The organism is Pseudoxanthomonas daejeonensis, assembly GCF_010093205.1.
Lineage (GTDB): Bacteria > Pseudomonadota > Gammaproteobacteria > Xanthomonadales > Xanthomonadaceae > Pseudoxanthomonas > Pseudoxanthomonas daejeonensis.
The window spans coordinates 18435-36130 of sequence record NZ_PDWN01000019.1; the positions used below are offsets into that span (position 1 = coordinate 18435).

Sequence of the window (17696 nt, forward strand, 5' to 3'; positions counted from 1 at the left end):
CCGCCATTCCTCCCCCCGCGCGGTCACGCTACAACGCGTCCAGCAGCGCCTGCTGCGCCGAATAGGGCGCTTCGCCCTCGGCCGGCACGCACTTGCGGTAGCGGCCGTCGGCACCGAGCTCCCACGCGTTGGTGTTGTCGGCCAGGTAGTTCTGCAACGCTTCGCGGCCGACGCGGTCCACCAGCGCCGGATCCAGGATCGGGAAGCAGGTCTCCACCCGCCGCAGCAGGTTGCGCTCCAGCCAGTCTGCGCTGGCGCCGTAGAGTTCGGGCTTGCCGTCGTTGCCGAACCAGTAGACCCGGCTGTGTTCGAGGAACCGGCCCACGATCGAACGCACCCGGATGTTGTCCGATACGCCCGGGATGCCCGGATGCAACGTGCAGGCGCCACGCACGATCAGGTCGATGGACACGCCGGCCTGCGAGGCGGCGTACAGCGCGCGCACCACCTGCGGCTCGTTGAGGGCGTTCATCTTGGCCACGATCCTTCCCGGCCGGCCGGAGGCCGCGAGCCGGGTCTCGCGCTCGATCCTTTGCAGGATCCCGCTGTGCAGGGTGAACGGCGATTGCAGCAGGCGCTTGAGCCGGTTCGAAGGCGCCAGGCCGGACAGTTGCTGGAACAGCAGGTGCACGTCGTTGCCGATGTCCACGTCGGCGGTCAGCAGGCTCAGGTCGGTGTAAGCCCGCGCGGTACCGCTGTGGTAGTTGCCGGTGCCCAGGTGCACGTAGCGGCGCAGGCGCCGGCCTTCGCGGCGCACGATCAGCAGCATCTTGGCGTGGGTCTTGAAGCCGACCACGCCATACACGACCTGCACGCCGGCTTCCTGCAGGCGATCGGCCACGCCCAGGTTGGCGTCCTCGTCGAAGCGTGCCCGCAGCTCGACCACCACGGTCACGTCCTTGCCGTTGCGCGCGGCCTGGACCAGCGCCTCGACGATCGCCGAATCCTTGCCGGTGCGATACAGGGTCTGCTTGATCGCCAGCACATCCGGATCGACCGATGCCTGCGCGAGCAGTTCCAGCACCCCGGAGAACGAGTCGAAAGGATGGTGCAGCAGCACGTCGCCACGGGCGACGGTCTTGAACACTTCCGCGCCTTCGAGGCGGTTGCGCGGGGTGAACGGCGGGTACTTCAGCTCCGGTCGCTGGACCAGGTCATGGACCTGGATCACCCGGTTGAGGTTGACCGGGCCGTCGATGTAGTACGCCGCGTTCTCGCCCAGCTCGAAGTTGAGCAGCAGCGTGCGCACGATCGCCTTGGGGCAGTCGTGGGCGATCTCCAGGCGCACTGCGGGCCGGTAGCCGCGGCCGACCAGTTCGGTGCGCAATGCCGAAGCCAGGTTCTCGACCTCGTCCTCGTCCACCACCAGTTCGGAGTTGCGCGTCACCCGGAACTGGTACGCACCGCGCACGGTCATGCCCGGGAACAGCTCGTCGACGAACGCCGCCAGCATCGAGGACAGCAGCACGAACGCCTGCTTGCCCTTGCCGGCCAGGCTCGGCGGCAGCTCGACGATGCGGCTGAGCGAACGCGGCGCGCGCACGATGGCCAGGTGCCCAGGCCGGCCGAACGCGTCCATGCCCTCCAGCACGACCACCACGTTGAGCGACTTGTTGAGGATGCGCGGGAACGGGTGCGATGGGTCCAGGCCCAGCGGTGACAGCACCGGCATGACCTTGTTGCGGAAGTAGGCGCGCAGCCAGCGGCGCTGGCGCGCGTTCCAGCTGTTGCGGCCAAGGACGCCGATGCCGGCGTCGGCCAGCGCCGGCCGGATGACCTCGTTCCAGCATCGGTATTGCGCGTCGACCAGCTCGGCTGCGCGGTCGTGGATCAGGTCCAGCAGCTGCGCCGGGGCAATGCCATCGGACTGCGCCGGCAGGCCCAGGTCCAGCGCATGGCGCACCGTGGCGGCGCGGATCTCGAAGAACTCGTCGAGGTTGGTGCAGGAAATGCACAGGAAGCGCAGCCGTTCGAGCAATGGCACCAGCGGATCCTGGGCCTGGGCCAGCACCCGGAAATTGAAATCCAGCTGCGACAGCTCGCGGTTGAGGTACAGCGCCGGGTCGCGCAGGGCATCCGCGCCGCCGTCGTGTTCGTGCGTGCCGTGGGATTCGTGCTGGCGGCTGTCGTTGTCCATGGGGCTCGGGCCGGGGAGGGGGTCAGCGGGCGACATGTTCGGTCGCCGGCAGGGCAAGGGGGTCTTCCTGGCGCGCCTGCACGCGCTCGGGACCGAAGTGGCAGGCGAACACGCTGCCCTGGCCGACCGTGCTCTCGATCGACAGGCGTGCCTGGTGCAGGCCGAGCACGTGCTTGACGATCGACAACCCCAGGCCGGTGCCGCCGCTCTCGCGCGTACGGCTGCTGGAAACCCGGTAGAAGCGCTCGGTCAGCCGCGGGATGTGCGCCTCGGGGATACCGTAACCGGAATCGCGCACCGACAGCACTGCACCACCATCGGGCGTGCGCGCGAAGTCCACCTCCACCCGGCCGTCGGCAGGCGTGTAGCGGACCGCGTTGGTCACCAGGTTGGAGAACGCGCTGTGCAGCTCCTGGGTGGAACCCAGCAGGTCGCAGCCGGCGTGGTCGTGCACTTCGATGGCGTGCCGGCCCTGGCTGTAGGCCTCCGCCTCGCGGCGCAGCGTGGCCAGCATCGGCGCCATCGCCACCGGTTCCTCCGGCAGGCTGTCGCGCGACTCCAGGCGCGAAAGGGCCAGCAGGTCCTCGACCAGCCGGGTCATCCGCTGCGACTGCTTCTGCATCTCGGCCAGCATCGGCTGCCAGGGCGGGAAGTCGGCCGGGTCGAGCATGTCGAGATAGCCATGGACCACGGTCAGCGGCGTGCGCAGTTCGTGGGAGACGTTGGCGACGAAATCGCGGCGCATCTGCTCCAGGCGCAGCAGCTTGCTGACGTCGCGCGCGACCAGCAGCCAGTAGTCCTCGGAATAGGGGATCAGGCGCAGGTTCAGGCGCATGCGCTCGTCCACCGGCGAGGGCGCGTCCAGCATCGGTTCGGCGTTGCGCCCGGCCACGAGCCAGCGCGCCAGGGGCAGCGGCTGCAGGCGCTCGACCACCGGTGCGCCGAGATCGTGCGGGTGGCGCAGCCCGAGCAGGTCGGTCGCCGCGCGATTGAACCAGATCGTGCGCTGGGTGTTGCGGTCGACCACTACCACCGCGTCGGGCAGCGCTGCGGCGGCGGCGCGGTAGGCGCGCAGCATGTCCAGCAGGCGCCGCTTGCGCGCGCGTATCTCGACCTGGTTGCGATGGAGCAGGTGGTCCAGTTCGTTCCAGGCCCCGCTGCCGCGTGCCGGTTCCCAGCGGCGGCGGGCGGTCAGGCCGAGCAGGACACGGCGCAGGCGCCAGTAGTGCCATGCCAGCACGCCCAGGGCGGTGATCGCGAGCACCCAGCCGACCTGGCCGATCGCCAGGCCCACGAGGACCGCCGCGCCGAGCAGCCCCGCCAGCACCGCCAGGGTGCGTCGCCATGCCGCGCGCAGGTGCGGCGGCATCCGCCCGTCAAGGCTGGCGTCGTTCCGGGTGCGCGCTGCAGGCATGGCGTTGGGATCGTTCATCCGGTGCGGCGCGTCCGGGCACTCAGGTGGCGCTGGAGAAGCGGTAGCCGGCGCCGCGCACGGTCTGCACCATGTTCTCGACGCCGAACGGTTCCAGCGTCTTGCGCAGGCGACGGATGTGCACGTCGATCGTACGTTCTTCCACGTACACGCTGCCGCCCCAGACGTGGTCCAGCAGCTGCGCGCGGCTGTAGACGCGCTCGGGATGGGTCATGAAGAAATGCAACAGCCGGTATTCGGTGGGGCCGATCGGCACGGCCGCATCGCCGGCGAACACGCGGTGCGCGGCACCGTCGATGCGCAGCAGGCCGACTGCGACGCTGCCGTCCTCGTCGTCCTCGCGTGCGCGCCGCATCACCGCGCGGATCCGCGCCAGCAGTTCGCGCGCCGAAAAGGGCTTGACCACGTAGTCGTCGACGCCCGCTTCCAGCCCGCCGACGCGGTCGTTCTCCTCGCCGCGGGCGGTGAGCATGATGATCGGGACCTCGCGGGTCAGGGCCTCGCGGCGCCAGCGCCGGGCCAGGTCCAGGCCGCTGGTGCCGGGCAGCATCCAGTCCAGCAGGATCAGGTCGGGCACGCGGTCGGCGATGGCGGCCTGCGCTTCGCGCGCGTCGCCGGCATGCACCGGTGCGTAGTCGCCCTTGCGCAGGGCGAAAGCGACCATGTCCCGGATCGCGGGCTCGTCATCGACGATCAGGATCTGCTTCTGCACGGCTTTCCCGGAAGTAGGGGCGACGGCGGAATTAGACTACCGTCCGATGACCGAATTGTGACAGCGCCTTTCGAGGCGTGGGCGCCGTTTTTCAGCGGCGCTGCATGTCGGGGTCGCGGATGCCCTGGCGGCGCAATTCCAGCACGGTGGGCGTGATGGCGACGATGCGGGCGTCGACCCGGGCGCGGGTGACGTAGTCCAGGTCGCCGCGCTTTTTCAGCGTTTCCAGCTGGATCAGCGCCTGCTCGGGGCGACCATTGAGGAAAGCGGCCTCGGCGTAGGCCTCCGCGGCCCGGCTGGTGTCGCCCGCCAGTTCGCTGGCGCGGGCGAAGGTCTGCTGGAACACCGGATCGCTGCCCGAACGGGCCAGCTGCGGGCGCAGGATTTCCTGGGCCCGTCGTCCGGCCTGCTTGCCGCCCTGTTCGACCAGGACACGTGCGTAGGTCAGGGCGACCGGCCGGCTGCCCGGCATCTTCCGCAGCAGCTCGTCGTAGCGGCGATTGGCCTCGGCGGCATGGCCCGAGCGCGATTCGGCCTCGCCCAGGGCCAGTTCCAGCCACAGGTTGTCGGGGTGCCCATCGAGCAGGCGCGACAGTTCGGTCGCGGCTGCCGCCGGCTGGCGGTTCAGGCGGGCCAGGGCCAGGCCGTACTGCTGCGCGTCCGACAGGCCCTTCGGACCGGACCGGCGCAGCGATTCGTACTCGCGGATCGCCTCGTCGGGGGTGTTGGCGGTCAACGCCCGCAGGCGTTCCTGGGCCCATCCGAACTGCGCGCCCACGGCCTCGGCGGTGGGGTCGAACGGGTCGATGCGAAAACCGGCAGGCAGCAGCGGATTGCTGCTGGAGGGAGGAGGGGCCTGGACCTTGAACGGATCCATGCGCTCGATCCGCTCGCCACCGCCGGGGACCGACGTGACCGCGGTGACCGAGCCGCGCTTGAGTTGTTCGGCGCGCTGCTTGGCCTCGCTGATGCGGGTCGTATTGACCGGATGCGTGCGCAGGTAGTCGGGCGCGCTGTACCCGCCTTCGTTGCCGCGCATGGCGAAGGACATGCGCTCGAAGAAGCCGGCCATCGCGTCGACGTCGTAGCCGCTGCGCGACAGGGTGCGGATGCCGAGCCGGTCGGCTTCCGATTCGTTGGAGCGGGTGTAGTCGATCTGGTTCTGCTGCATCAGCGCCATCGCACTGGCGACGGCTGCCTCCGAGGCTTCGCCGGCGGAACTGCCGCCGGCGGCCTGCGCGGCGACGATCGCGGCGAGCATGCCGAGCAGGATCGGGATCTGGTCGCGCTGCGCGCGTTCCACGCCGCGCAGCACGTGCTGCTGGGTGACATGGGCGACTTCGTGGGCCAGTACCGCCGCGACCTCGTCTTCGCGCTGCGCGGTGAGGACCAGCCCTGCGTTCATGCCGATGTAGCCGCCCAGGGTGGCGAAGGCATTGATCTGCCGGTCCTTGAGCATGAAGAACGTGTACGGCTGTTCGGGCCGGTCGCTGTTGGAGCCGAGCCGGTTGCCCATGGATTGCAGCCAGTCGTCCAGCAAGGGGTCTTCGAGCAGGTAGCCGTAATTGCGCAGTTCGCGCAGCATCATCCCGCCGTACTCGGCCTGCTTGGCCGGGTTCAGCAGTTCGCCCGCCGACGAGCCGATGTCCGGCAGGCGCGGTTCGTCCTGCGCCACCGTGCGCATCGGGGCCAAGGCCAAGGTAAGGGCGGCAGCCAGCAGCAGGTAGCGCAAACGGGTTCTCCGACGGTCGGCGTGAGCATGGCGGCGGCGCCTGGGGCGCGGGTGAATCGGCGGTTAACCCGCTGTGTTCCACCCGTGGAGGCTGCCTGCGGCGCCGCCGCTACCATATCGGTATTGACCCCAATCGTCCCGCGGAGTTTCCCGTGTCCCCGTCTGCCCCTCCGATCGTGATCTATTCCACCGCCATCTGCCCGTATTGCGTGGCCGCCAAGAATTTCCTGAAAAGCCAGGGGCGCGAGTGGACCGAGGTCCGCGTCGACCTCGACCTGGAAGAGCGCCGGAAGATGATCGACCTTGCGCGCCGCACCAGCGTGCCGCAGATCTTCGTCGGCGACGTCCATGTCGGCGGCTACGACGACATGATGGCGCTGCATCGCAAGGGTGGCCTGCTGCCGCTTCTCGATGGGCACGGCCAGGTCCCGGAGGCCTCGGCGTGAGCGGGCAGGGGGAGGACGGCGCCGACCGCGTCCGCGAGTTCACCGAATTCCGCCAGCGCATGAACCAGCGGATCCTTGCCGAGCCCAACCAGGTGGTGAGGCGGTTCTTCGCCCTGGACGCGCAGACCTACCAGGCCGGTGCGCTGGACCTGAAGACCAAGGAGCTGCTCGGCCTGGTGGCCTCGATGGTGCTTCGCTGCGACGACTGCATCAGCTACCACGTCGCCCAGTGCAAGGAAGCCGGGGTCTCGCGGGACGAGTTCTTCGAGACCTTCTCGGTCGGCCTGGTGGTGGGTGGCTCGATCGTGATCCCCCACCTGCGCCGGGCGGTGGACTTCCTGGACCAGCTGGAAGCAGGGGCGGCGGACCCCGCGGCACCTGCCCACGACCACGGTTGAGCCGGTCCGCGGGCCTTCCCGTCCGCGCACCCTCCCAAGGTCGATGTGGGGTGTTCACCGGGGATCGGGCATAATTTCACGACAAACTTTCCCTTCCCCACGTGCCGTGCCCGCTTCCAGGGCCGGCGCGCCTGTTCCGGAACACTACCCATGACCCAGAAGATCACGGTCATCCGCGGCGACGGCATCGGCCCGGAGATCATGGACGCGACCCTGTACGTGCTCGACCAGCTCGGCGCCGGCCTGGAGTACGAATTTGCCGAGGCCGGCGTGGCCGCGCTCGAGAAGCACGGCGACCTGATGCCGAAGGAGACCCTGGACTCGATCGCGCGCAACACCGTCGCGCTGAAGAGCCCGCTGTCGACCCCGATCGGTGGCGGCTTTACCTCGATCAACGTCAGCCTGCGCCGGCACTTCGACCTGTACGCGAACGTGCGCCCGGCGATCTCGTTCCCGAACACGAAGTCCCGCTACGAGAACATCAACCTGATCACGGTGCGCGAGAACACCGAGGGTGCCTACCTGGCCGAGGGCCAGGAAGTGTCGGCCGACGGCGAGACCGCCATTTCCGGCACCCGCATCACCCGCAAGGGCTCCGAGCGGATCGTGCGCTACGCCTTCGAACTGGCGCGCAGCACCGGCCGCAAGAAGGTGACCGCGGTGCACAAGGCCAACATCATCAAGTCGACCTCGGGCCTGTTCCTGGCCGTGGCGCGTGAGGTCGCGGCGAAGTACCCGGACATCGAGTTCCAGGAAATGATCGTGGACAACGCCTGCATGCAGCTGGTGATGCGCCCCGAGCAGTTCGACATCCTGGTCACCACCAACCTGTTCGGCGACATCATTTCCGACCTGTGCGCCGGCCTGGTCGGCGGCCTGGGCCTGGCCCCGGGCGCCAACATCGGCGAGCACGCGGCCATCTTCGAGGCCGTGCACGGCACCGCGCCGGACATCGCCGGCAAGGGCATCGCCAATCCCTGCGCGCTGCTGCTGGCGGCCGCGCAGATGCTCGACCACATCGGCCAGCCGCAGAACGCCGAGCGCCTGCGCAAGGCGATCGTGGCCACGCTGGAGGCCAAGGACTCGCTGACCGGCGACCTGGGCGGCAGCGGTACCACGATGGGCTTCGCCCAGGCGATCGCCACCCGCCTGTAATCCGGCGCTGGCGGCAACACGCAACGACGGGACGCACAGCGTCCCGTTTTTGTTGGAGGCTGTGCCATCCATGGCGTTGGCCGGCGCCGTGATGCGACGCACAATCCCCGGCCCGCATCCGAGGCCCGGCCATGTCCGTCCGCCCCAGCGCGCTGGCGCTGACCCCGCTTCTGCTGTTCCTGGCGCTGTTCTTCGGCGCCGGGCTGTATTACACCGCCCAGGGCGAGCCGATGGGCTTCTACCAGTTGCGCGCGCCGGTGGCGATCCTGCCGGCCCTTGCGCTGGGCCTGTGGCTGGCGCGCCGCCGCGGCGTGCCGGCGCAGCCGACCCTGCTGGCCGGCATGGGCGACAGCAACGTCATGCTGATGTGCCTGATCTTCCTGCTGGCCGGCGCCTTCGCCGTGGTGTCCAAGGCGATCGGCGCGGTCGACGCGGTGGTCGCGCTCGGGCTGGGCGCGCTGCCTGCCGCGCTGATCCTGCCAGGGCTGTTCCTGGTGGCGTCATTCGTTTCGTTGTCGATCGGCACTTCGATGGGCACGGTCGCGGCGGTGGTACCGATCGCACTGGGCGTGGCCGATGCCTCGGGACTGGACCGCGTGCTGGTGCTGGGTGCGGTATTGGGTGGTGCGATGTTTGGCGACAACCTGTCGATCATCTCCGACACCACCATCGCCGCCACCCGCAGCCAGGGCGCGGAAATGCGCGACAAGTTCCGCGAGAACTTCAAGATCGCCGCGCCGGCCGCGATCGCGACCGTGATCCTGCTGGCGACGCTGGGCGACAGCGTGCCCGTGCCTGAAGCGGCGGAGGCATCGCCCTGGCTGGTGCTGCCCTACGTGCTGGTGCTGGTCCTGGCGCTGACCGGGCTGGACGTCGTCCTGGTACTGGGGATCGGCCTGGTGGTGACCGGCGGCTTCGGCCTGGCGATGGCGCCCGGGTATGGAGCCGTCGATTTCGTCGGCGACATCTATGCCGGCTTCGAGAGCATGGTCGAGATCACCCTGCTGTCGATCCTGATCGGAGGCCTGGCGGCGCTGATCAAGGCGACCGGCGGCCTGGCCTGGCTGGCGCAGGCGATCGCCAGGTTCGCCCGCGGCCATACCGGCCGCCGCTCCGGCGAGTTCAGCATTGCCGCGCTTGCGGCCGGCACCGACGCGCTGACCGCCAACAACACCGTGGCGATCCTGGTCACCGGCAGCCTCGCCAAGGACATCGCCCAGCGCCACGGCATCAGCCCGCGCCGTGCGGCCAGCATCCTCGACATCTTCGCCTGCGTGGTCCAGGGCGTGCAGCCGTACGGTGCGCAGATCCTGTTGGCCGCATCGCTCGCCGCGGTCTCGCCGCTGGCCCTGGCAGGCAGCGTGCACTACTGCTGGCTGCTGGCCCTGTCGGCGATCGTGTTCATGCTCTGGCCCGCGCGGAAGGCGTCGACTCCGGCCACGCCGGTCGATTGAGGGCGTGAAGTGCTGGAACGGAAACGGGGCGCCGAGGCGCCCCGTTTCCGTTCCAGCGGTGCCGCCGGGGTTCAGCGCGACTGCAGCTTCGACAGCAGGCGCAGGAACTCCAGGTACAGCCACACCAGGGTGACCATCAGGCCGAACGCGCCGTACCACTCCATGTACTTGGGCGCGCCCTGGTCGACGCCGTTCTCGATGAAATCGAAGTCCAGCACCAGGTTCATCGCCGCGATCACCACCACGAACAGGCTGAAGCCGATGCCGATGATGCCCGACTCGTGGATCAACGGGATCTGGATGTTGAAGAAGCCCAGGACGATCGTGGCCAGGTAGACCAGCGCGATGCCGCCGGTGGCGGCGACCACGCCCATCTTGAAGTTCTCGGTGGCCTTGATCATTCCGCTGCGATAGGCGAACAGCATCGCGAACAGGGTGCCCATGGTCAGCAGGACCGCCTGCATGACGATGCCGTTGAACCGGGCGTCGTACATGGCCGAGATCGCGCCAAGGAACACGCCCTGGGCCAGCGCATACAGCGGCGCGGTGACCGGTGCCCAGGTCTTCTTGAAGATGGTGGCCAGGGCCAGCGCGAAGCCGGTGAGCAGGCCGCCCCACAGATACAGGCCGATGTTCGGGTTGACCGTGCCGTCGGCGCCGAACGCCTGGCTCCACGACCAGCTGCCGGTAAGTACCGCCAGCAGCAGCAGCAGGCCGGTCTTGTTGCTGGTGCCGGCGAGCGTCATCGCACCGCCATCGCGCGAAACGACCGCGCCGCTGCCAAGGTCGAGGAAAGTGGATTCCTTGAAAGCCGGATTTCCGCTGCGCATCGTGGAGTCGCTCCGTCGGTATGGTAAGTCGATCGACCAAGGATACACGCAGCGGGGCGGTCGGTCGGATCGCCTGCAGGGCTACCTGTCCGCATCGCAGAGGGGGCGATGGCTCGCTGTGGCTCGCGCATGGTGTTTCGACTTGGAGGCGGCAAGTTGCCGACGACATGCGGGCGATGCGTAAACACGGGGTCGCTGGGCGGCGGGTGGCCGTCGTCGTCAGGCTGGTCGCCCGGCGGCAGCGGTAGGGAGCCTGTGCGCTTCCAGGGTGTCGTGGCCCGGGGTTAGATTCATTCCCGGGCTGGTGCGAAAGGCGGGACTCGAACCCGCACGGGGGTTACCCGCTGGAACCTAAATCCAGTGCGTCTACCAGTTCCGCCACTTTCGCAGTTCGCCCGCATTCTAACCGTGCCGCCGATCATCGCGCGGGGGTGAGGCGGACACAAAAACGCCCGGACAGGCCGGGCGCTTTCTTCGGGATGGTGGGCCGTGAAGGATTCGAACCTTCGACCTATTGATTAAGAGTCAACTGCTCTACCAACTGAGCTAACGGCCCGATGAACCCGTACAACCGAGCTGCACATTCTAGCGAATTACGCTTTCCTGGCAAGCTCCGCGGCATGCGCCGCGTCAGAACAAGTGGGGTGGCTGAGGGGATTCGAACCCCCGACCACTGGAATCACAATCCAGTACTCTAACCAACTGAGCTACAGCCACCACAAAAAAACCTGTATCCGCCGACGCCCTGTGATGGCGCGCCCGGCAGGACTCGAACCTGCAACCGCCGGCTTAGAAGGCCGGTGCTCTATCCGGTTGAGCTACGGGCGCACAACGCGGTCTCACATCACCCGCCCTGCGGCGGGATGGTCGGGGTAGAGGGATTCGAACCCCCGACATCCTGCTCCCAAAGCAGGCGCGCTACCAGACTGCGCTATACCCCGGTGTGCTGGGTCGGTCCGGCGTCAGTCCACTGAGTCCGGCCTGCCGGTCCCGGCTTCATGCTGCCCAGTGGGCCTCAGGAAGGCCGGCTATTGTTCGGGAAGCGCGCCGGGCCTGTCAATGCCGGGAACAGCTGCAGGCTGGCGCAGCCGCTGCCGATAGGCGAAACTAGCGCGTTCCGCGGGGCCGGCAGGAAAGCCGGTGCCTGACCCTCGAAAACCCGTTGATTTGCGCTGTGGGCAGGAGCCCCGGCGGCAGGAGCCAGACCACCATGCAAGTTTCCGTCGAATCCACCAGCAATCTCGAACGCCGCATGAACTTCAGCCTGCCGGCGGAGCAGCTGGAGTCCGGCGTCAGCGGGCGCCTGCGCGAGATCGCGCGCACCGCGAAAATGAAGGGCTTCCGCCCCGGCAAGGTGCCGGCCAAGGTGATCGAGCAGCGCTACGGCGAGCAGGTCAAGGCTGAAGTGCTGGGTGGCCTGGTCCGCCAGACCTTCGATTCGGCCGTGCGCGAGCACGACCTGCGCCTGGCCGGCAATCCGCGCATCGACCGGGCCAGCGAGGGCGACCTGGACTTTGTCGCCACCTTCGAGGTCGTGCCGGACTTCGGTGACGTCGACGTCGCCAAGCTCACCGTCGTGCGCAATACCGCCGAGGTGACCGACGCCGACATCGACCAGATGATCGAGAACCTTCGCCAGCAGCGCCGTACCTGGAACAAGGTCGAACGCGCCGCGAAGGAGGGCGACCTCGTCGCCGGCTCGTTGTGGACCCAGGTCGAGGATTTCCGCCAGCCGGCAGAGGGCGTGGAACAGTTCACCACGGTCATCGGTTCCGCCCAGTTGCTGCCCGCGCTGGAGAACGCGCTGGCCGGGCTGGAGATCGGCGTGGAAACGGTCATCGACGTCGCTTTCCCGGAGAACTGGCGCCAGCCGCAGCTGGCCGGCAAGACCGCGAGCGTCCACGTGACCCTGGCCCAGGTGTCCGAGCCGGTGCTGCCGGACGTCGACGCGGCTTTCGTCAAGAGCTTCGGCGTGCGCAGTGGCGACAAGGACAAGTTCCGGGACGACATCCGCAGCAACCTCGAGCGCGAGCTCAAGGGCGCGCTGATGGGTCGCCTGCGTCGCGAGGTCGGTGAGCAGCTGACCTCCACCTACGCCCACGTCGAACTGCCGCCACGGCTGGTCGAGAACGAGGCGCGGGCCATGCTGGCCCAGCAGTTGGAGCAGATCCGCCGCGGCGGTCGCGACCCCGGCCAGCCCCCGGCCAACGCCCATGAAGCGTTCCTGGAACCGGCGCGCAAGCGCGTCCTGGCCGGCCTGCTGGTGGGCGAGGTCGCTCGCCGCCACGACCTGCGCCTGGACCCCAAGCGCGTGAACGAGACCTTGCGCCTGATCGCTTCGACCTACGAGCAGCCCGAGCAGGTCATTGAGATGTACCGCAACGACCCCCAGTTGATGCAGGGACTGCAGGGTCGTGTGATGGAAGAGCAGGTGATCGACTGGATCGCCGAGCGCGCCCAGCACACCGAAACGCCGCTGTCGTTCCAGGAAGCGATCCGGGGATGACGGCGACGACGGGTGCGGCATGACCGCCGCGCCCGTTACCCTGCCCAAGGGCGTCCGGAATCCCGGGCGCCACCCCCAAGACAGGCACGCCCAGGAGCGTACGCACCGATGAACATGATCCCGACCAAAGCCCTCAACCTGGTCCCGATGGTGGTCGAGCAGACCAGCCGTGGCGAGCGCGCGTACGACATCTATTCGCGGCTGTTGAAGGAGCGCGTGATTTTCCTGGTCGGCCCGGTCGAAGACCATGTCGCCAACGTGATCATCGCCCAGATGCTGTTCCTCGAGGCCGAGAACCCCGAGAAGGACATCAGTCTCTACATCAATTCGCCCGGTGGCCTGGTCACGGCCGGCATGGCGATCTACGACACCATGCAGTACATCAAGCCGGACGTGAGCACGATCTGCGTCGGCCAGGCGGCCAGCATGGGTGCCGTGCTGCTGGCGGCGGGCGCGAAGGGCAAGCGCTACGCGCTGCCCAATTCCAGGGTGATGATCCACCAGCCGCTGGGCGGTTTCCAGGGCCAGGCCACCGACATCGACATCCACGCCCGCGAGATCCTGAGCATGCGCGCGCGGCTGAACGAGATCCTGGCCCACCACACCGGGCAGTCGATCGAGACCATCGCCCGCGACACCGAGCGCGACAACTTCAAGAGCGCGGCCGATGCCAAGGCCTACGGGCTCGTGGACGAAGTCCTGGAGCGTCGTACGGACGAGTCGATCCAGGCCGGCTGAGCCAAGCGTCGGCCTTCCCGCGGAACCGCCGGCCCGGGGTTCCGCCACCGCATTCCGCAGGGTCCGGCGCGCCGCTGGCGCGGTTCCGACCCTGTGTTATTCTCGAACCGGAACCCGTCTCACACGGGTTGCGATACTGGACACACCAAGCATGAGCGAAGACCGCCAGGGCCGTTCCGGCGACAGCACCAAGATCCTCTACTGCTCTTTCTGCGGGAAGAGCCAGCATGAAGTGCGCAAGCTGATCGCCGGTCCAAGCGTGTTCATCTGCGATGAATGCGTGGAGCTCTGCAACGACATCATCCGCGAGGAACTCGAGGAGAAGGCGCAGTCGGCGCGCAGCTCGCTGCCCAAGCCGCGCGAGATCCTCGAGGTGCTGGACCAGTACGTGATCGGCCAGCAGCGGGCGAAGAAGACGCTCGCCGTGGCCGTGTACAACCACTACAAGCGGATCGAGAGCCGCCAGCGCAACGAAGACGTCGAGCTGGCCAAGTCCAACATCCTGCTGGTCGGCCCGACCGGCTCGGGCAAGACGCTGCTGGCCGAGACGCTGGCGCGCCTGCTCAACGTGCCGTTCACGATCGCCGACGCGACCACGCTGACCGAAGCCGGTTACGTGGGCGAGGACGTGGAAAACATCATCCAGAAGCTGCTGCAGAAGTGCGACTACGACGTCGACAAGGCGCAGCAGGGCATCGTGTACATCGACGAGATCGACAAGATCTCGCGCAAGAGCGAGAACCCGTCGATCACCCGCGACGTGTCCGGCGAAGGCGTGCAGCAGGCGTTGCTCAAGCTGATCGAAGGCACCGTGGCCAGCGTGCCGCCGCAGGGCGGGCGCAAGCATCCGCAGCAGGAATTCCTGCAGGTGGACACCAAGAACATCCTGTTCGTCGTCGGTGGCGCGTTCGCCGGGCTCGACAAGATCATCCAGCAGCGCAGCACCGAGGCCGGCGGCATCGGCTTTGGCGCCAAGGTGAAGAGCCAGGCGCGCAAGGCAGACACCGGCAAGTTACTGGCCGAGGTCGAGCCGGAGGACCTGATCAAGTTCGGCCTGATCCCCGAGTTCGTCGGCCGCCTGCCGGTGGTCGCCACGCTGGAGGAGCTGGACGAACCGGCCCTCGTCAAGATCCTGACCGAGCCGAAGAACGCCATCACCAAGCAGTTCCGCAAGCTGTTCGAGATGGAAGGCGTGGAACTGGAGTTCCGGCCCGACGCATTGGCGGCGATCGCCCGCAAGGCGCTCAAGCGCAAGACCGGTGCCCGCGGCCTGCGTACGATCGTGGAGTCGGTGTTGCTGGATACCATGTACGACCTGCCGTCGCAGGAGAACGTCAGCAAGGTCGTGGTCGACGAGTCGGTCATCGAACACAAGACCGAGCCGTACCTGATCTACCAGACGCCTGCGGCCCCCGCGCCGAAGGTCGCCTCCGCCGAGTAGCGCAGGCGGCGCCTGATGGGCGCGACGTTCAGGAAGTTGAAGAAGCCCCGGTCCTCCCGGGGCTTCTTGTATCTGCATGATCGGAAACGACATTGGAGTCCTTCTTGCATCCCTTGGGGCTTGCCCCCATAACGGGGGGCAGGATGGCAACAGCCGTCACCCCCACATCCCGGAGTCTTCATGTCCCGCAACAGATCCGACGCCCTGGAGCTGCCAGTCCTGCCTTTGCGGGATGTCGTCGTGTTCCCGCACATGGTCATCTCGCTGTTCGTCGGCCGCGACAAGTCCATGCGCGCCCTGGAACAGGCGATGGAATCCGACAAGCAGATCCTCCTGGTGGCCCAGAAGTCGGCCGAAACCGACGATCCGGATGCCGGTGACCTGTATGCGGTCGGTACCCTGGCCCAGGTGCTGCAGTTGCTGAAGCTGCCCGACGGCACGATCAAGGTGCTCGTGGAGGGTACGTCCCGGGTGCATGTGGACCAGATCGTCGAGCGTGACGGTGCCCTGCACGGCCGCGGTGAACTGATCGAAGCCGGCAGCGGGCGCAGCGAGCGCGAGGTCGAGGCGGTGGCGCGCACCCTGACCAGCCTGTTCGAGCAGTACGTCAAGACCAACCGCAAGCTGCCGCCGGAATTGATGCAGACCCTGTCGGGCATCGACGAGCCCGGGCGGTTGGCCGACACCATCTCCGCCCATATTGGCGTGCGCCTGGCCGACAAGCAGCGGCTGCTGGAAAGCGCCGACATCGGCGAGCGGCTGGAATTGCTGGTCGGCCTCGTCGAGGGCGAGATCGACGTGCAGCAGATGGAGAAGCGCATCCGCGGGCGGGTCAAGTCGCAGATGGAGCGCAGCCAGCGCGAGTACTACCTCAACGAACAGATGAAGGCGATCCAGAAGGAACTGGGCGACCTGGACGACTCCCCGGGCGAGATGGAGGAGCTGGTGCGTCGCATCGCCGAGGCCGGCATGCCGAAGGCTGTCGAAACGAAGGCACGAGCGGAGCTCAACAAGCTCAAGCAGATGTCGCCGATGTCCGCCGAAGCCGCGGTGGTGCGCAATTACCTGGACTGGTTGCTGGGCGTGCCGTGGAAGAAGCGCAGCAAGGTGCGCAAGGACCTTGCTGCCGCGCAGGACACGCTGGACGCGGACCACTACGGGCTGGAGAAGGTCAAGGACCGCATCCTCGAGTACCTGGCGGTGCAGACGCGGGTGAAGCAGATGAAGGGCCCGATCCTGTGCCTGGTGGGCCCGCCTGGCGTGGGCAAGACATCGCTGGGACAGTCGATCGCCAAGGCCACCAACCGCAAGTTCGTGCGCATGAGCCTGGGTGGCGTGCGCGACGAGGCCGAGATCCGCGGCCACCGTCGCACCTACGTCGGTTCGATGCCGGGCCGGATCGTGCAGAACCTCAACAAGGTCGGCACGAAGAACCCGCTGTTCGTGCTGGACGAGATCGACAAGATGTCGATGGACTTCCGCGGCGATCCGTCCTCGGCACTGCTGGAGGTGCTCGACCCCGAGCAGAACCACTCGTTCAACGACCACTACCTGGAGGTCGACCTGGACCTCTCGGAAGTGATGTTCGTGGCGACGTCCAATTCGCTGAACATCCCGGGCCCGCTGCTGGACCGCATGGAAGTCATCCGCATCCCCGGCTACACCGAGGACGAGAAGCTCAGCATCGCCCTGCGCTACCTGGTGCCCAAGCAGCTCAAGGCGAATGGACTGAAGCCCGAGGAGCTGTCGATCGCCGAGGATGCGGTGCGCGACATCGTGCGCTACTACACGCGCGAATCCGGCGTACGCAACCTGGAGCGCGAGATTTCCAAGATCTGCCGCAAGGTGGTCAAGGAGATCGCACTCAAGGGTCCGCAGCCGGCGAAGAAGGCCGCGGGCAAGAAGACTCAGGCACGCAAGCCGAAGGCGCCGCTGGTGCAGGTGTCCTCGAAGAACCTGGACAAGTATCTGGGCGTGCGCCGCTTCGACTACGGTCGGGCAGAGGAGCAGAACGAAATCGGCCTGGTCACCGGGCTGGCATGGACCGAGGTGGGTGGCGACCTGCTGCAGATCGAAGCCACGCTGGTGCCGGGCAAGGGCCAGCTGATCCTGACCGGCCAATTGGGCGACGTGATGAAGGAGTCCGCTTCGGCGGCGCTGTCGGTGGTTCGTTCGCGTGCCGAACGGCTCGGAATCGAAGTCGACTTCCTGCAGAAGCAGGACGTGCACCTGCACGTGCCGGACGGGGCCACGCCCAAGGACGGCCCCAGCGCAGGCATCGCCATGGTCACCACGCTGGTCTCCACGCTGACCAAGGTTCCGGTGCGCGCGGACCTCGCCATGACCGGCGAGATCACCCTGCGCGGCAAGGTCACCGCGATCGGCGGGTTGAAGGAGAAGTTGCTCGCGGCGCTGCGCGGCGGCATCCGCACCGTGGTGATCCCGGAAGAGAATCGCAAGGACCTGGCCGACATCCCGGCCAACGTCACCGAGGGTCTGAAGATCGTGCCCGTGCGCTGGATCGACGAGGTGCTCGACCTGGCCCTGGAGCGTCCGCTGCGACCCGAGGCCGGCAAGACCGGCGGTCGCAGTGGCAAATCCGGTGGACGCCGCCAGCGGGCCGCGGAGGACCGGACGGGCGTCAAGCACTGATCAACCGGGTGCTGGAATCGCGGCGGCGCGGGAGGCAAAAACCCGCGCCGTTGCTGCATTTCC

General features: G+C 67.7%; 13 protein-coding genes and 5 tRNA genes. 8 read left to right on the forward strand and 10 right to left on the reverse strand.

Translation table 11 applies throughout. The annotated features are described in order from the left end of the window. Positions 1-28 precede the first annotated feature (28 nt). The 4 genes from ppk1 to CSC65_RS15545 all read right to left on the reverse strand — a co-directional run bounded on the left by ppk1 (position 29) and on the right by CSC65_RS15545 (position 6013). Positions 29-2137 carry a polyphosphate kinase 1 gene (gene ppk1, locus CSC65_RS15530; protein WP_162411497.1) on the reverse strand — a complete coding sequence of 703 codons (2109 nt, stop codon included), beginning with the start codon at positions 2135-2137 and terminating at the stop codon, positions 29-31. Between the two features lie 22 nt (positions 2138-2159). Further along, positions 2160-3506 (reverse strand): phosphate regulon sensor histidine kinase PhoR, encoded by a 1347-nt coding sequence (gene phoR / locus CSC65_RS15535; protein WP_162411544.1) that lies wholly within the window; start codon positions 3504-3506, stop codon positions 2160-2162. Between the two features lie 85 nt (positions 3507-3591). Next, positions 3592-4281 carry a phosphate regulon transcriptional regulator PhoB gene (phoB, locus tag CSC65_RS15540; RefSeq protein WP_162411498.1) on the reverse strand — a complete coding sequence of 230 codons (690 nt, stop codon included), beginning with the start codon at positions 4279-4281 and terminating at the stop codon, positions 3592-3594. A 91-nt stretch (positions 4282-4372) separates the two neighbouring features. Continuing rightward, positions 4373-6013, reverse strand: coding sequence for a M48 family metalloprotease (locus CSC65_RS15545; RefSeq protein WP_162411499.1), 1641 nt, complete (start codon positions 6011-6013; stop codon positions 4373-4375). A 152-nt stretch (positions 6014-6165) separates the two neighbouring features. On the opposite strand from CSC65_RS15545, the gene grxC reads away from it, so the two are divergent. The 4 genes from grxC to CSC65_RS15565 all read left to right on the forward strand — a co-directional run bounded on the left by grxC (position 6166) and on the right by CSC65_RS15565 (position 9466). Continuing rightward, positions 6166-6459, forward strand: a complete 294-nt coding sequence (gene grxC, locus CSC65_RS15550) for a glutaredoxin 3 (protein ID WP_162411500.1) — start codon at positions 6166-6168, stop codon at positions 6457-6459. Beyond that, on the forward strand, positions 6456-6857 hold the full coding sequence (locus CSC65_RS15555) for a carboxymuconolactone decarboxylase family protein (protein WP_162411501.1): 402 nt from the start codon (positions 6456-6458) through the stop codon (positions 6855-6857). Before grxC ends, CSC65_RS15555 begins: the two co-directional genes overlap by 4 nt. Positions 6858-7007: 150 nt before the next feature. Further along, on the forward strand, positions 7008-8012 hold the full coding sequence (locus CSC65_RS15560) for an isocitrate dehydrogenase (RefSeq protein WP_162411502.1): 1005 nt from the start codon (positions 7008-7010) through the stop codon (positions 8010-8012). A 131-nt stretch (positions 8013-8143) separates the two neighbouring features. Further along, positions 8144-9466 (forward strand): Na+/H+ antiporter NhaC family protein, encoded by a 1323-nt coding sequence (locus CSC65_RS15565; protein ID WP_162411503.1) that lies wholly within the window; start codon positions 8144-8146, stop codon positions 9464-9466. 71 nt (positions 9467-9537) lie between these two features. On the opposite strand, the gene CSC65_RS15570 is transcribed toward CSC65_RS15565, so the two are convergent. The 6 genes from CSC65_RS15570 to CSC65_RS15595 form a co-directional block, all read right to left on the reverse strand. Then, complete coding sequence (locus tag CSC65_RS15570; RefSeq protein ID WP_162411504.1) at positions 9538-10296, reverse strand: Bax inhibitor-1/YccA family protein; 759 nt, start codon at positions 10294-10296, stop codon at positions 9538-9540. 302 nt (positions 10297-10598) lie between these two features. After that, positions 10599-10684 (reverse strand) — tRNA-Leu (locus CSC65_RS15575). Between the two features lie 92 nt (positions 10685-10776). Beyond that, positions 10777-10852 (reverse strand) — tRNA-Lys (locus tag CSC65_RS15580). An 84-nt stretch (positions 10853-10936) separates the two neighbouring features. After that, positions 10937-11013, reverse strand: a tRNA-His gene (locus CSC65_RS15585). Between the two features lie 34 nt (positions 11014-11047). Further along, positions 11048-11124, reverse strand: a tRNA-Arg gene (locus CSC65_RS15590). A gap of 36 nt (positions 11125-11160) precedes the next feature. Continuing rightward, positions 11161-11237 (reverse strand) — tRNA-Pro (locus CSC65_RS15595). 269 nt (positions 11238-11506) lie between these two features. Here CSC65_RS15595 and tig point away from each other — a divergent pair. The 4 genes from tig (at position 11507) to lon (ending at position 17633) form a co-directional block, all read left to right on the forward strand. After that, positions 11507-12802 (forward strand): trigger factor, encoded by a 1296-nt coding sequence (gene tig / locus CSC65_RS15600; protein WP_162411505.1) that lies wholly within the window; start codon positions 11507-11509, stop codon positions 12800-12802. 114 nt (positions 12803-12916) lie between these two features. Beyond that, on the forward strand, positions 12917-13540 hold the full coding sequence (gene clpP / locus CSC65_RS15605) for an ATP-dependent Clp endopeptidase proteolytic subunit ClpP (RefSeq protein WP_425501380.1): 624 nt from the start codon (positions 12917-12919) through the stop codon (positions 13538-13540). 151 nt (positions 13541-13691) lie between these two features. Next, positions 13692-14981 carry an ATP-dependent Clp protease ATP-binding subunit ClpX gene (gene clpX / locus CSC65_RS15610; RefSeq protein ID WP_162411507.1) on the forward strand — a complete coding sequence of 430 codons (1290 nt, stop codon included), beginning with the start codon at positions 13692-13694 and terminating at the stop codon, positions 14979-14981. A 180-nt stretch (positions 14982-15161) separates the two neighbouring features. Next, positions 15162-17633, forward strand: coding sequence for an endopeptidase La (gene lon / locus CSC65_RS15615; protein WP_162411508.1), 2472 nt, complete (start codon positions 15162-15164; stop codon positions 17631-17633). The last annotated feature ends 63 nt before the right edge of the window (positions 17634-17696 follow it).